14 protein-coding genes are annotated in these 12,836 nt (G+C 68.1%); 9 read left to right on the forward strand and 5 right to left on the reverse strand.

Features of this window, described 5'->3' with window-relative positions; translation table 11 throughout:
• Positions 1–111 precede the first annotated feature (111 nt).
• On the reverse strand, positions 112–2,157 hold the full coding sequence (locus ACZ6QQ_RS12100) for a M6 family metalloprotease domain-containing protein (protein WP_465876002.1): 2,046 nt from the start codon (positions 2,155–2,157) through the stop codon (positions 112–114).
• Positions 2,158–2,462: 305 nt separating this feature from the next.
• On the opposite strand from ACZ6QQ_RS12100, the gene ACZ6QQ_RS12105 reads away from it, so the two are divergent.
• Positions 2,463–3,284 carry a poly-gamma-glutamate hydrolase family protein gene (locus tag ACZ6QQ_RS12105; RefSeq protein WP_465876003.1) on the forward strand — a complete coding sequence of 274 codons (822 nt, stop codon included), beginning with the start codon at positions 2,463–2,465 and terminating at the stop codon, positions 3,282–3,284.
• Between the two features lie 24 nt (positions 3,285–3,308).
• On the opposite strand, the gene ACZ6QQ_RS12110 is transcribed toward ACZ6QQ_RS12105, so the two are convergent.
• Positions 3,309–4,184, reverse strand: a complete 876-nt coding sequence (locus tag ACZ6QQ_RS12110) for a TauD/TfdA family dioxygenase (RefSeq protein ID WP_465876004.1) — start codon at positions 4,182–4,184, stop codon at positions 3,309–3,311.
• Positions 4,185–4,755: 571 nt separating this feature from the next.
• On the opposite strand from ACZ6QQ_RS12110, the gene ACZ6QQ_RS12115 reads away from it, so the two are divergent.
• Both ACZ6QQ_RS12115 and ACZ6QQ_RS12120 read left to right on the forward strand, forming a co-directional pair.
• Positions 4,756–5,931, forward strand: a complete 1,176-nt coding sequence (locus tag ACZ6QQ_RS12115) for a nitric oxide synthase oxygenase (RefSeq protein WP_465876005.1) — start codon at positions 4,756–4,758, stop codon at positions 5,929–5,931.
• A 17-nt stretch (positions 5,932–5,948) separates the two neighbouring features.
• On the forward strand, positions 5,949–6,524 hold the full coding sequence (locus tag ACZ6QQ_RS12120; protein ID WP_465876006.1) for a GNAT family N-acetyltransferase: 576 nt from the start codon (positions 5,949–5,951) through the stop codon (positions 6,522–6,524).
• Between the two features lie 9 nt (positions 6,525–6,533).
• Here ACZ6QQ_RS12120 and ACZ6QQ_RS12125 read toward each other — a convergent pair whose 3' ends face one another.
• Complete coding sequence (locus ACZ6QQ_RS12125; protein ID WP_465876007.1) at positions 6,534–7,706, reverse strand: XRE family transcriptional regulator; 1,173 nt, start codon at positions 7,704–7,706, stop codon at positions 6,534–6,536.
• Positions 7,707–7,992: 286 nt separating this feature from the next.
• Here ACZ6QQ_RS12125 and ACZ6QQ_RS12130 point away from each other — a divergent pair, with 286 nt between their 5' ends.
• The 5 genes from ACZ6QQ_RS12130 (at position 7,993) to ACZ6QQ_RS12150 (ending at position 9,857) form a co-directional block, all read left to right on the forward strand.
• Entirely contained in the window at positions 7,993–8,244 is a 252-nt protein-coding gene (locus ACZ6QQ_RS12130) for a hypothetical protein (RefSeq protein ID WP_465876008.1), read from the forward strand.
• On the forward strand, positions 8,241–8,507 hold the full coding sequence (locus ACZ6QQ_RS12135) for a hypothetical protein (RefSeq protein ID WP_465876009.1): 267 nt from the start codon (positions 8,241–8,243) through the stop codon (positions 8,505–8,507). The genes ACZ6QQ_RS12130 and ACZ6QQ_RS12135 overlap by 4 nt, the downstream gene beginning before the upstream one ends.
• Complete coding sequence (locus ACZ6QQ_RS12140; protein ID WP_465876010.1) at positions 8,504–8,725, forward strand: hypothetical protein; 222 nt, start codon at positions 8,504–8,506, stop codon at positions 8,723–8,725. Before ACZ6QQ_RS12135 ends, ACZ6QQ_RS12140 begins: the two co-directional genes overlap by 4 nt.
• An 11-nt stretch (positions 8,726–8,736) precedes the next feature.
• Positions 8,737–9,213, forward strand: coding sequence for an NUDIX domain-containing protein (locus ACZ6QQ_RS12145; RefSeq protein ID WP_465876011.1), 477 nt, complete (start codon positions 8,737–8,739; stop codon positions 9,211–9,213).
• 146 nt (positions 9,214–9,359) lie between these two features.
• A complete protein-coding gene (locus tag ACZ6QQ_RS12150) occupies positions 9,360–9,857 on the forward strand; it encodes a twin-arginine translocation signal domain-containing protein (protein ID WP_465876012.1) in 498 nt (165 codons plus the stop codon).
• A 23-nt stretch (positions 9,858–9,880) separates the two neighbouring features.
• On the opposite strand, the gene ACZ6QQ_RS12155 is transcribed toward ACZ6QQ_RS12150, so the two are convergent.
• Entirely contained in the window at positions 9,881–10,531 is a 651-nt protein-coding gene (locus ACZ6QQ_RS12155; RefSeq protein ID WP_465876013.1) for a response regulator, read from the reverse strand.
• Positions 10,528–11,664 (reverse strand): sensor histidine kinase, encoded by a 1,137-nt coding sequence (locus ACZ6QQ_RS12160; protein WP_465876014.1) that lies wholly within the window; start codon positions 11,662–11,664, stop codon positions 10,528–10,530. The genes ACZ6QQ_RS12155 and ACZ6QQ_RS12160 overlap by 4 nt, the downstream gene beginning before the upstream one ends.
• A gap of 162 nt (positions 11,665–11,826) precedes the next feature.
• Here ACZ6QQ_RS12160 and ACZ6QQ_RS12165 point away from each other — a divergent pair, with 162 nt between their 5' ends.
• On the forward strand, positions 11,827–12,726 hold the full coding sequence (locus tag ACZ6QQ_RS12165; RefSeq protein WP_465876015.1) for a hypothetical protein: 900 nt from the start codon (positions 11,827–11,829) through the stop codon (positions 12,724–12,726).
• The last annotated feature ends 110 nt before the right edge of the window (positions 12,727–12,836 follow it).

The raw sequence follows: 12,836 nt of genomic DNA on the forward strand, positions 1-12,836 counted from the left end.
CTCTTCCCGGCGGTGTGTGGTTCCCGGGTTGTTCCCTACGTCCCCCCCCCCCCCCCCCCCCCCCCCCCCCCCGTCCGGTGGTCAGTTCCGGTGATCAGTCTTGACGATCGGTCAGGACTTCTCGACCCGGCACTGCTTGGTGACGGTCTTGCTCGGGTCGCTGACCGAGGTGGCGGTCAGCTTCACGAACCCGGTCGCGGCGGCGTCGCTGTTGGCGGCAACCGAGACCTTGACCGTGGTGGACTTGCCGAACTGGGCGGTGGCGAGTGCGTTCGGCAGCTCGGAGCGCCAGCCCTTACCGGCGACCTCGGTGGAGAGCCGGTAGACGTCGGACTTGAGGTACGCGGCCGCGTCCTCCGGGTGCTGCTGACCGCCGGCCGAGTACGTCCCGGTGTTGGTCAGGTCGAACGAGCAGGTGACGCCCTTCTTGGTGGGCGCACCGGCGCTGGTCACCTCGCCCTTGCCGAGGTTGACACCGTGGGCGCTCGGCCCGCCGTTGCCGTCCAGCGACTGGACCGCGACGGTGTACGACAGGATGCCGTCCGCGTTGCGCTTGATGTCCAGGACGTAGAAGTGCAGGCGGTTCGGGCCGTCGACGTACTCGAACTCGCTGCCGGAGTTGGTGCCGGCGTGGAACAGCGCGTCCGAGAGCTGCCGGTAGTCACCCATGGTGATCTTCTGCGGGGTGCCGTTCGGCTGGTAGAAATCGATCATGTCGATGTCCTGCGGGTTCGCGTCCACGACCCACTGGAACGGCGAGCTGTCCGCGTTCTTGGTCTTGCTGACCAGTACGCCGCTGTCCGGGGTGAACGAGTCCGCACCCATCCGGTCGACGACCTCGACGGTGTAGTTGTTGAAGTTGCCACCGTCGCAGAGCGGGTCGGTACTGGTGTTGCAGGCCGGCTGGAGATCCTTGTTCAGCGCGATGTTGATGCCGGTCAGACCCTTCGGGCCGGCGTCGACGGCACGCGCCTTGATCTCGGCCACGACGATCCCGGACGAGGCCAGCGCCTCGCGGGACAGCCGCAGCACGTGCTCCTCGCCGAGCAGACCGATCTTGAGCTTGTCCCGCACGGTGTGCAGGGAGCCCATCGAACCGCCGTTGACCGGCGGGATCTGCCAACGGGTGTGCGGACCACCGGGGCCGTTGAACGACCCGCGCGACATCATGCTCCAGATACCGGTGTACGCCCGGCGCAACGGAGTGCCGTACGGGTTGTTGTAGTTGTCACCGATGCTGAGCAGGTGCGTCAGCTCGTGGGCGTACACGCCCATGCCGGAGCTCTCCGCCTGGGTGGAGGAGCCGCCACCGGCGTTCGGCCAGATGGTCGCCGCCGACTTCCACGAGGTCCAGTCGACGTACCGGGTCTTGGCGTAGTTGGGCATCGCCGGGTCCGGCGGGCCCCACGCGTCCGGCACGTCCTCCTTGGTCTGGAACATCATCTGGCCGAATTCCTGCCAGGTCGACGACTCGTCCTGACCGGCACCGAGGATGAAGACCAGCTCGAACGAGTCCGCGACCTCGTCGCCGACGGCCGCGCGCCAGGCGCCCAGACCATCGGTACGGATGTTGCGGTTGCAGGTCTCGCCGCCGGGGCACATGCCCGGGTTCATGTCGTTGGTGATGCCGTACTGGTACGACTTCGCCGGCATCTGGTACGGGCCGAACCCGGACAGGTCAACGCCGTACCGGCCGTTGGAGTCCTGCATCCAGTACTCGTGCAGGGTGTGACCCTTGTTCAGGTCGTTCGGCTTGTTCAGGAAATCCTGGTAGAACTGCGGCACCTGCTCACGCGGGATGTTCGCCGCGCTCGCCTGCGGGTTGCCGAAGACCGACGACCGGGCCCGCTGGGTGACCACGAACGGCTGGTCGACGTAGTCGAGCGTGACCAGCGCGATCTTGAAGTTACGGACCGAGCCGCGCACGTTCGGGTCGGCCCAGTTGGTGCCCGGGGCGGCCTTGTAGTCGTCCCAGGTCATCGTGTCCGGGTTTTCCCAGTTCTGCGGGTCGAGCACCTGGAAGGGCCCGGTGCCGCCGGCCGGGTTGGCCGGAGCCGCCGACGCGCCGCTGGTTGCCACGGAGACGACCAGTGCGGACGTGACCGCGGCGACCAGGATGGAGCGCCGTGCGTTTCTCTTGTTGAACGGAAGGTGCATGTAGTCGCCCTTCGTCGCGGGGGTTCGACGCGGGAGGCGCCGAAGTGGCCGGGCGCCCCCGAAGGGTCCGCGCCGCGCAACGAATGTAGAAGCCTCGCCACTTCCCGGTCACCGTGCAGATGTCGGCAGGTCAACCAGCGGCTTTCGACAGGTGAATGAGCATCGAGGGCCGCCTGTTCGACGCCGTGTCGGGGCGGCTCGGCAACGGTCGATGGCTTGATCAACGGGGCATCGGCGGGCCGCTATCTCGGCTAGGGTCGCGGTGATCGTCGGCAGCGGGCCGGCCGACGAGGGGAAGGACACCCGTGATCGCCGCGAGCCGCCGGAACCTCCTCGCCATGGTCACCCTGGCCGTACCCGCCGTGCAGGTTCTCACCTCCACCGCGGCGAGCGCCGCGGACGCGTACCCGTCGAACACCGCCCTCTACGCGGACCGCGACCTGGTCGAGGGGGTCGACTACGGGCGCCGCCACCAACGGCACCACTACCTCGACGACGGCCTGTCCCAGCGGTATCCGTTCGCGAAGACCACGGTCCTCGCCCCGCACGGTGGCGGGATCGAGGTCGGCACCTCGGAGTTGTGCCTGGCCATGGCCGGCTACCACCCGGCCAGTCTCGCGGTCACCCCGGGCGGCGGCACCACCCACGACTACTGGCTGTTCGAGGGGCTGCGGGCCTCCGACAACGGCGAACTGCACGTCACGTCCTCGCACTGCGACGACGGAATCGCCCGGTCCCTCTGCGCGGGCGCGCTCAACGCGCTGGGCCTGCACGGCTGCACCCCGTCCCAGGCCGGTGTACCGGACGGCACCGCCGCGCTGCTGGTCGGAGGCCGGAACAACACGTTCAAGCAGTACCTGCTGGAGGAGCTGACCGCCGCCGGGTTCCAGGCGATCGACGCGGTCGACCACGACTCGCTCAACGGCAACCACCCCGACAACATCGCCAACCGCACCCTGCTCGGGGCCGGCGGTCAACTGGAGCTCACCACCCCGCTGCGGCTGGCGATGTTCGAGGTCAACACCCGAGCCCAACGCAAGAACACCACCACGCCGCTGTTCTGGAGCTTCGTCGCGGCGGTCCGGACCGCGATCGCCCGCCTGGAGGCGGGCCAGGTCATCCTCTAGACCCATCCCGGTCCGGAGCCCCGGTCACGGGAAGCGGTGGATCGGGCCCGAATCGTCCGGGTACACCGGATTCTGGTGGTAGCCGTGCTCCTGCCGCTCGCCCTCCGTGCGTGTCCGCGCCGACCGGACCAGCACCCGCTTGAGCCACCGGTCGGTGCCGTCGTACCGGGCGCGGAAGGCGACCCGCCCGTGCACCATCGCGTCGTTGTCCACCACGAGCAGATCGCCCGGCCCGAGAGCCAGGGTTCGGCCGCACTCCTCGAATGTGCCGCCGAGCCGCCGAAAGGCCGCGACGAACCCCGCGTCGTCGGTCATCAACCGGGTGTACGACGGGTCGTAGCGGACACACCGGCCCGCCGGGCCGTTCCAGATCGTGGGCATGCCCACCGCTGCGGCCCCGGTCGACGCGTCGGCGCCGTAGCTGTCGTCCGGCTCGATCGCCACGAGGGGGCGGGCGAGCTGCGCCAGATCCGCACCGGTGACCGCCGCGTCGCGGATCCCGGCCAACCGGGTGCCGATCAGGTCCGGGTTACGGACGCAGGCCAGTAGCAGCAGATCGGCCCGCTCGGGATGGAAGGCGTCCTCGGTGTGCCATTCGAGCGGCACGGTGCTGCTCGCGCCGACCTGGGCGTGGCTGTGTTCCGGGCTCGGCAGGATGTTGTGGACGAATCGCCCCGCCTGCTGGTTGGCCCAGCCGAAGACGCGACCCAGCGCCGCGGCGACCAGCGCCAGTGCCACGTCGAGGGCGGCGGTCCGCTCCGGGTCGGCCTCGGCCCACCGCGCCGGTGTCGGTCCGGGATCGTCCAGGTCGTCGAACAGTCCGGGCACCAGCGCGAACCCCCGCGCCAGTAGGGGCGGGGCGAGCGTACGGCGAAGTGTCGCGGCAAGGGCCTGGGGCAACCGCCAATGCGGCTGCCGGAGAACGTTCTCTCCCCGCGCTCCCACGCGGACCAGATCGTGTGCGGCGCGAATGATGGCCACCCTGGCGCGCTCCGGAACGTCGACTTCGAAGCTTGGCAGTGCTTGACCGGCAGGCATATGTGCCCCTTGGCATCGGATGGAGTGACATGCTTTGTTGGTGATCGCCCGAATTGACGCGTATCACTGGCCTACAGTGTTCGCGCCAATCAGGCACAGCCAGAACAACAAATTTGTCGAAATCGGACCAAAGGTGGCACGCCAGCCGACGATTTTCCGTTCCCGCTCGCGCGCACAAATCCACGTGCACGACAGACCAGTGTCTACATTAGAGCATGTCAAGCGCACCCAGCCGAAGGGGACTGTGATCCACATCTCAGGCAAAATTTGACCTTGTCCATCGTCGACCATCACATTAACCTGTGCAGCAGCATGTGACGCCTGACACCCGAAGACAAGGGAAGCAATAAGGGCACTGCCATTTGTGGCATTGCCCCGAGAGGCTTTTCCGGTCTTGATTCCCGAGCACGGCAGTACTTGCCTGAGGAGATCAGTGTCCACTTCCGCCGAGCAGGCCGCCAGTACAACACCGTCGACCACCTCCACGAACCGGACCGACGAGGTACGCCAAGGCGCGGAACACTTCTTCGGTCTGCCCGAGCTTTCGCACGTACCGCCGGAACGTCGGGCGCAGGTGCTGCGCGACATCGAGGAGACGGGCACCTACACGCACACCGTCGACGAGCTGCTCATCGGCGCCCGCCTCGCCTGGCGCAACCATGCCCGCTGCGTGGGGCGCATGCACTGGCGGTCACTGAAACTCCTCGACTTCCGCGACCGCACGAGCGCGGACAGCATCGCGGAAGCGTGCTGGGAGCACGTCCGCACCTCGACCAACGCCGGAAAGATAGAAGCGGTTATATCGGTGTTTCCACCCCGTACACCAAATGGCGACACGATACAAATATCCAATCCACACCTGCTCCGCTATGCCGGGTACCGCCAGCCCGACGGAAGCATCGTCGGTGACCCGGCGACCGCCGACCTCACCGATCAGGTCCAGCGTCTGGGCTGGCAGGGCGCGGGCACCCCGTTCGATTTACTGCCACTCGTCGTCACGACCCCCGACGACGGGGTGAAATGGTACGACGTCCCGCCCGACACCGCACTCGAAGTTCCGATCGACCATCCGGACCTGCCGTGGTTCGAGGAACTCGGGCTGAAATGGTACGCCAATCCCGCGCTCTCCGACATGGCACTTGAACTGGGCGGTCTCACCTACACCTGCGCACCCTTCACCGGCTGGTACCTGAGCACCGAGATCGGTGCCCGGAATTTCAGCGACGAGGACCGGTACAACAAGCTGCGGATCGTCGCCGAGAAAATGGGGCTCGACACCTCCGGCGATCGTACGATGTGGAAGGACCGGGCCCTGATCGAGCTCACCTATGCCGTTCTGAGCAGCTTCGAGCGGGCCGGCGTGCGCATGTACGACCACCACACCGCAGCCCGCCACTTCGTGCAGTACGTCGAACGGGAGGAGCGGCTGGGGCGTACGGTGCCGACCGACTGGTCCTGGGTCAATCCCCCGCTGTCGAGCAGCACGACACCGGCATTCCACCGGACGTTCGACGCGCCGGACTTCGACGTCCGGCCCAACTTCGTCCGTCAGGACGACCCGCTGTCCGCGTGCCCCCACGCGACCCGGCCCGACTCGGCCAACAGCTGATGACACCGGGAGACTCCGTGCGGTACGAGTGGCCGAAGGTGCTCTCCGACGGGGAGATGCGCGAAATACTCGACCTGATGAACGGCGTGGCCCTCCGGGAACGGAACCTCGGCTTCAACGAACCGCTCAACGACGAGGAAGGACTCGCGCTGATGCGGTCCTTCAACGACGACCTGCGTCGGGGCGCGGTCAAACTGATGGCCGTCCGCACCGAGGATGGACACATCATCGGAATGGTCACGCTCGCCCAGGCGCCGCAGCCCGGGCGCCGGCACATCGTGGACCTGCGACGCTGCGTGATCCATCCGGACTACCGGAACCGCTTTCTCGCCGCCGGCTTCGGGGAGGCTCTCCGGGTGGCCGCCGAAATGGGCTGCGACATCCTCACCCTCGAAGTGCGTGACGACGGCCCGAGGCGGCTCTGGGAGCGCCTCGGCTTCCGGGAGTACGGGCGCCAGCACGACTACGCGCGCAAGGACGGGCGTTCGGTCACCGGCTACTTCATGGAGGCCCGCCGGGCCGACCTCGAAGACCACTTCCGGCGTACGGGCCGGTGGTCACACCAGACCAACGCCCGACACCCAACGTCCTGATCCTGCCGTTCATCGGCCGCCAACTCCGTCGTATGCGAAGAGCGCCCGCAACTCCGCCGTATATTCCTCAACCATCGACTCACCTGGAAACCGCTCGACCAGGGCATCGACCAGTTCGCGGGTATACATGGAAAGCGAAGGCAGAGAGCGGCGAGCACCGGCGAGCGCCCTGCGTCCCTGAGAGAGCGCGGCCTCCAGGTCACCATCGCGGGCGGCGACGACTCCGAGCGTGACATGAGCCTCGGCCACCCGCATCGGTCTCCGAACGCGACCGTCGGCACCGGTCGAGGAGCGGATGACCTCTTCCGCGTACGCCTTGGCAAGTTGGTCTTCGCCCACGTGCCGATAGCAGTCCATGGTGTAGAAATCCCACTTCGACGGGTCGACCACAAAGTGGTTGTCGATATTGTCCGGGTACGGTAGCGCCTCCAACACGGTCCGCCCCCGTTCGAGGACCGCGCTCACCCGACGTCGGTCACCGAGGCGAGCCCACGCCTTGGCCTGATGCGCGGCCAATTGGACAACAACGCTGTGGCTCGGACCGACGGCGGCCAGGCCCGTTTCCGCCGCTGCGGCCGCCGCCCGATACTGACCCTGAGTAAGTGCGTACCAACTGCGCATCTCGTGCGCCCAGCCGACGATGTCGCTGTCGGCGCACTCGTTACCGAGCGCGAGAGCGGCTCGGCGAGTCGCCTCGGCAGACCGAATCTCCCCCATGTCGTATTCGACACACCCGACCAACAGTGCGACCCGACCGGCCAGAGACAGCACCTTCCGGTGCTGGGCGAGCGTAAGCCGTCCGTCGCGAAGCAATACGAGTCGCCGAAGCCACTCACGCCCCTCGACCAACAGCTCACCGGACGGCACATGGGAGTATTCGCAGCTCAACCGTTCTGTGGTGATCTCGAGCGCATCGATGGTGCTCGCCGAAGCATCCGAGGCGCGCAACCGAGAAAGAAGCTCGACGGTATCCATTCCAGTGCTCGCCACGAGCTGCGCCTCGACGTCCGCCCCGCCCTGTCGCGGGAAGAGTGCGGCGGTCACGGTGCTGAAGGTGGCCGCCAACAGCGGCTTGTAGAACCCGTCGGGCTCCGCCTCGCCGGCCTCCCACCGCTTCCAGTTCCGGAGAAGGCTGGCGCTGCCGGGAAGGCTCCTGTCGCTGTGTGCCCGCAGCGCGGCCACGGCGTCGCCCTGGGACCAGCCACGGGCTTGCCGCTCCGACCGAAGCCGGCGGGCCCAGCTCGGCCGATCGTCGCGCGGGGACTCCGGGTAGACCATCAGCCCATCTTTCCCCACTCATGACACAGGTGACAGGTGGTGGTGACGATCGGTTGTCCCATCGTGACACCTAGCCGCCCAGGTCACTCAGCCTGTTGGCTCTGATGGTGACTCCGGCACTCGTCGGGATACGAAGCGTGATACCAGGAAAGGCACTCCGATGATCTTCAGTGGAGACTACGAGCCGACGATGACCTTCGATCCGAAATCCCTGACGAAGGAGATCGAGTCGAGACAGGAAGTGTTGGCCGGGGTCGAGTCCGAGCCCTCGGTAGACGCGATCCGCGAAACGGCTCCCGAGCCGCAGCCCGTCCCGGCGAGCCACAACCTTCCCGCGAACCGGGGACGCCGATACGACGCCCCGGTCGCCACAGCTCGACGGACGCGATTCGCAGCCGAGGTCTCGGGGCACGCACGACATGACCCGAGCGATCCGGCGTGACCGCTCGTCGCCGTACGCAGAAACGACTGCACCTGCCGATGCGGCCGACCTGGCGGTGTCGGGTCTGCGCTGCGGCGTGGCCGTGCAGTCCGGCTCGACTCGCGCTGCTGGCGGAATTCGTCAACAACCGGGTCGGACTCTGCCAGTACCTTGCCACCCAGTACGTCCAGGCGCTCGACGACCTGGCCCGGAACGCTCCGAATGTGCCTCGCCGTGGTCTCTACACCCGGTTCCTCGGCTGGCCGTCGGGCCCCCGGCGATGACCGGATCCGACCGGCCCCGACTCGTCAAGATCACGGTCAACCTGACGAGTGTTGCCGACGCCGCGTTGACGGAATTCGCCAACGACCAGGGCACCAACCGCACCGACGCGGTGAACCGCGCGATCCGGCTGGCAGCGTTGCTGCACGATCTCGCCCCGGACGGGCAACTCACGGTCGCCGCACCGGACGGCACCCCGACCCGGATCTATCTGCTGTGAGGGCATGTGACATGACTGTTCGGCACAACACCGCATCCGCCATCGTGCTCAACGGCGGGGATCAGGTGCTTCTCGTCCATCACCGCAGGTCCGGGTTGTGGCTGTATCCGGGTGGGCACGTCAACCCGAACGAGGACCCGGCGGAGGCCGCCGCCAGGGAGGCTCGCGAGGAGACCAGCATCGACGTCGACCTCGTCGGCAGGCCCTCGTTCGAGCATCCAGCGGTGCGGAGCATCGTCACGCCGTTCGCGATCATCGAGATGGACGTTGCCGACTCGCGGGACGGGTTACATCGGCACATTGACTTCGTCTATGTGTGCCGTTCCCGGCCCGGCGCACTCACCGCCAAGGTGGACGAGGTGGCCGACGCAAAGTGGGTATCCATCGACGGGATCACCGGCCTGAACGTTCCTCGGGAGTTGCCCACGCTCGTCGCGGCCGGCGCTCGATGGGCGGCGAACATCGTGGCGGTGGGCCACGCCGACTGAGAAATTGGGGTTCGGCCGACCGGCTCAGTCGAAGGGCGGGGCGGGACAGATGGATTCGCACTCCAACGATCGATGTGGAGGGGCGGACCACCGCCGTACGGTCGTTCTCGGTCCAATCCGTACGAGCGATCCGTGAGGTGTTTCCCATGAAAGGTCAGATTGACCGCAGGCGATTTCTGCGACGTGCCGTCGGTACGGGCGCCGGGGTCGGCGCGTTCGGGCTCGGTGCCACGGTGAGCGCGGCCGAGGCGGCCCCGACCGGCCACGGGGTGTCCGGCAGCCCGGTGCTGGGCACCTGGCGCGGTGTGGTCACCTTGCCGCACGAGGAGGAAATCGGCCTGTTCACCTTCCTGCCCGGCGGCTTCTTCCTGTCGTTCGCGGAGGGTATCCACATCGCCACCGGGCGGTGGGAGGCCACCGGACGGCGTACGGTCACCTTCACGCTGTGGCAGGTGCTGCCGGACGACCTGAAGGGGCTGCCACACCGCTACAACGGCGAGGTTCGGGCACTGCACCACGCCCGGGTGGACGGCGACAGGCTGACCAGCGAGGGCACGTACCGGGCGCTCGACATCGACGGCAACGAGATCAGTCGTGGCCCGGTGAGCGCCAGGGCGACCCGGTTCGACATCAGCACCTTCTGACCGGCCCCGGGCGCGGACGGCGCTCAGTTCACCAGACCGGCGTGATGCGCCAGGATCGCCGCCTGCACCCGGTTGGTCAGTTGCAGCTTGGCGAGGAGCCGGCTGACATGGCTTTTCACGGTGGCCTCGCTCAGGTGCAGCCGCCGACCGATGTCACTGTTGGTCAACCCTTCACCGAGGGCCACCAGGACCTCCCGCTCCTTGTCCGTGAGCACCTTCAACCGGCGGGCGGCGTCCGCGCGGCGGGGGCTGGCCGGCTCGGCGAACCGGTGCAGCAGCTTGCGGGTGACCTGCGGGGACAGCATGGCATCCCCGGCGGCGGCGCTGCGCACAGCGGCGGCCATCTGGTCGGCGGTGGCGTCCTTGAGCAGGAACCCGACCGCGCCGTGCCGCAGCGCACTCTGGACATACTCGTCGAGATCGAACGTGGTCAGGACGACGACCTTCGGCGGCACCGCGAACCGGGACAGTGTGGCGGTGGCGGTGAGGCCGTCGGCGCGGGGCATCCGGATGTCCATCAGCACCACATCGGGGCGCAGCGCGTGCGACTGCCGCACCGCCTCGTCCCCGTTCCCGGCCTCACCCACGACGTCGATGTCGTCGTAGGCCGACATGATCGTGCGCAGCATGGCGCGGACCATCCACTCGTCGTCGACGATCAGCAGCCGGATCATCGCGGGACCTCCCTCGCCATCGCCGCCATCGGCATCCTGGCCCGCACCTCGAATCCGCCTCCGGGCAGCCGCCGGGTGCGGAGCGTGCCACCGATCAACCGGACACGTTCGGAGATTCCGAGCAGCCCGTGCCCGCCGCCGGCAGCCACGTCCGGCGTCGGAGTGCTGCCGCCGTCGGCGACGACCAGCAGCAGGCCGTCACCGTCCGAGGCGACGGTGACCGTGGTCCGGGCGTCGCCGGCGTGCTTGTGCACGTTGGTCAGAGCCTCCTGGACCACCCGGTAGACCGCGTGCTCCACCAGGGCAGGCGCCCGTAGTCCGTCCTCGATTCTCAACTCGACCGCCAGGCCGAGCGCCGCCGAGGAGGCGACCAGTTCCTCAAGATCGGTGATCCCCGGCTGCGGTCGCAGCGGCGCGGCGGCGCCGTCGCGCAAGACTCCGACCAGCGTACGGAGCTCCTCCAGCGCGGTGCGACCGATGCCCTGGATCTGGCCCGCGATCGCCATCGCGTCCCGCCCCTGCGCCGACTCCAGCGCCGTGGCGTGCAGCACCATGAGGGACACCCGATGGGTGACCACGTCGTGCATGTCCCGGGCGAGATGGGCCCGCTCCTCGGCGCGGGCCTGGTCGATCCGCAGCCGCTCCTCGCGCTCGTTGCGCCGGGCGCGCTCCTCCAGGCTGGCCAACAACTCCCGACGGGACGTCAGATAGAGACCGACCAGCACGGGCACGATACAGAGCGCGAAGCTGAGCGGTACGGCCCCGTCACCACCGCCCACCCGCCACAGCGGCCCGGTCACGACGACCAGCATGGCGGCCGTGAGTACGACCCGACTCCAGGCGGAGCGGACATGGGCGCCGACGGAGAACTGCGCCACCAGCAGGGCCGGGTAGGCGCCCACGACGCCCCAGCTCAGCAGGGCACAGACGTACAGCAGCACCGGACGACTGCGCCGGACCAGGACGGTGAGGCCGGTAAGTATCCCGAGTGCCACGTTGACCGCCAGCGGCGCCCGCTCGTCGACGAGCGGTGAGCCGTTGAAGAGGCCGGACTGGAGACCATCCCAGGCACCGGCGAGTACGCAGACCGCGGCGAGTAGCACGTCAACGACGCGGCGCTGACCGAGCCCCATGCCGGAAGTCTACGGAGGTCGGCGGCACTGCGCCTCCACCGTCGGATTCAACCGAAAGTAGTGCCCGTCGCCGCGTCAGCCGACTATTGACCACCGTTTCGGAACACATCGACCGATGTCGCGCAGCTCGGGCGAACCTAGTTTTCGAGCATGCATCCCGACATGCCATCTGGTCCCCGCATCGCGACCGGCCGTGACGCCACCCCTGCGCCGGCCGCGATACTGCACTGGGCCTTCACGTGTTTCGCCCTGTTGAACGTCGTGCTGCTCCTGAACGGCTCCGGCTCCGGCGTGCTCCGGACGGCGGCCCTCGTCGGCTACTCGCTGGCTGCCGGGTTGTCGGTGTCAGCCGCGTTACGCGGACCGGAGCGCGGTCGCCAGGTCACGATCGTCCTACACCTGGTCATGGCGCCACTACAGTTCGTATTCAGCATCCCGGTCCTGATCGCTCTGCTCGGCATCCCGCTGTCGTTGACGATCCTGGCGCTGAGCCGGCCACAGTTCCCCCGAATGTCGCCCCGGACCCGCAAGATCTGGCTTGTTCTGCACGTCGGGTTCAGCGTCGGATGGCTCGGTGTGGGTCTCACCATGACCGTGCTGGCAATCGTCGGCACGACCGCCGCCTCGCCCGCGATGCGACACGGCGCGTACGAGTTGCTGCACGTCGTCGATCAGGCGGTCGCGATTCCGTCGATGTTCCTGTCGATCATCACCGGCGTGGTCGTGTCGCTCGGCACGAAGTGGGGCCTCGTCCGGTACTGGTGGGTGATCGTCAAGTTCGCCATCTCGGTCAGCATTCCGCTGGTGGCCGGCACGGTCGAAAGCGCGCTGGCGGACGAGCTCTCCCTGCGTACGGCCGACCCGGCCGGCGAGCCGGGTGGGACCGGGATCGCCCTGACGGCCTGCCTGGCCGGGTTCACGCTCGCCCTGTGGGCCGCCACCATCCTGTCCGTGGTGAAGCCGTGGAGCCGGACCCGCTGGGGCCGCGCCGCCGACGCGCGGGAACGGCAACAGCGCCGCCGACGAGTCGAGGGCGTTCCCGAGCCCACCACCATCGCTTGAACCTGCGTAGCAGACCTACCGCAATTGCACTGCGGCCGGCCGGCCGGCGGCGCGACGTCGGTGCCGACGGTAGCCGCGTCGGACGTGCCTGCTCGGTTGGTACCGGCCCG

Source organism: Micromonospora sp. NPDC049529 (genome assembly GCF_055586685.1).

What these genes read in the sequence shown, in the direction of transcription:
- ACZ6QQ_RS12100 (WP_465876002.1), bottom strand. Translation starts at nt 2,157, where the DNA reads ATGCACCTTCCGTTCAACAAGAGAAACGCACGGCGCTCCATCCTGGTC.
- ACZ6QQ_RS12130 (WP_465876008.1), top strand. Translation starts at nt 7,993, where the DNA reads ATGACCTTCGATCCGAAATCCCTGACGAAGGAGATCGAGTCGAGACAG.
- ACZ6QQ_RS12140 (WP_465876010.1), top strand. Translation starts at nt 8,504, where the DNA reads ATGACCGGATCCGACCGGCCCCGACTCGTCAAGATCACGGTCAACCTG.
- ACZ6QQ_RS12145 (WP_465876011.1), top strand. Translation starts at nt 8,737, where the DNA reads ATGACTGTTCGGCACAACACCGCATCCGCCATCGTGCTCAACGGCGGG.
- ACZ6QQ_RS12150 (WP_465876012.1), top strand. Translation starts at nt 9,360, where the DNA reads ATGAAAGGTCAGATTGACCGCAGGCGATTTCTGCGACGTGCCGTCGGT.
- ACZ6QQ_RS12155 (WP_465876013.1), bottom strand. Translation starts at nt 10,531, where the DNA reads ATGATCCGGCTGCTGATCGTCGACGACGAGTGGATGGTCCGCGCCATG.
- ACZ6QQ_RS12160 (WP_465876014.1), bottom strand. Translation starts at nt 11,664, where the DNA reads ATGGGGCTCGGTCAGCGCCGCGTCGTTGACGTGCTACTCGCCGCGGTC.
- ACZ6QQ_RS12165 (WP_465876015.1), top strand. Translation starts at nt 11,827, where the DNA reads ATGCCATCTGGTCCCCGCATCGCGACCGGCCGTGACGCCACCCCTGCG.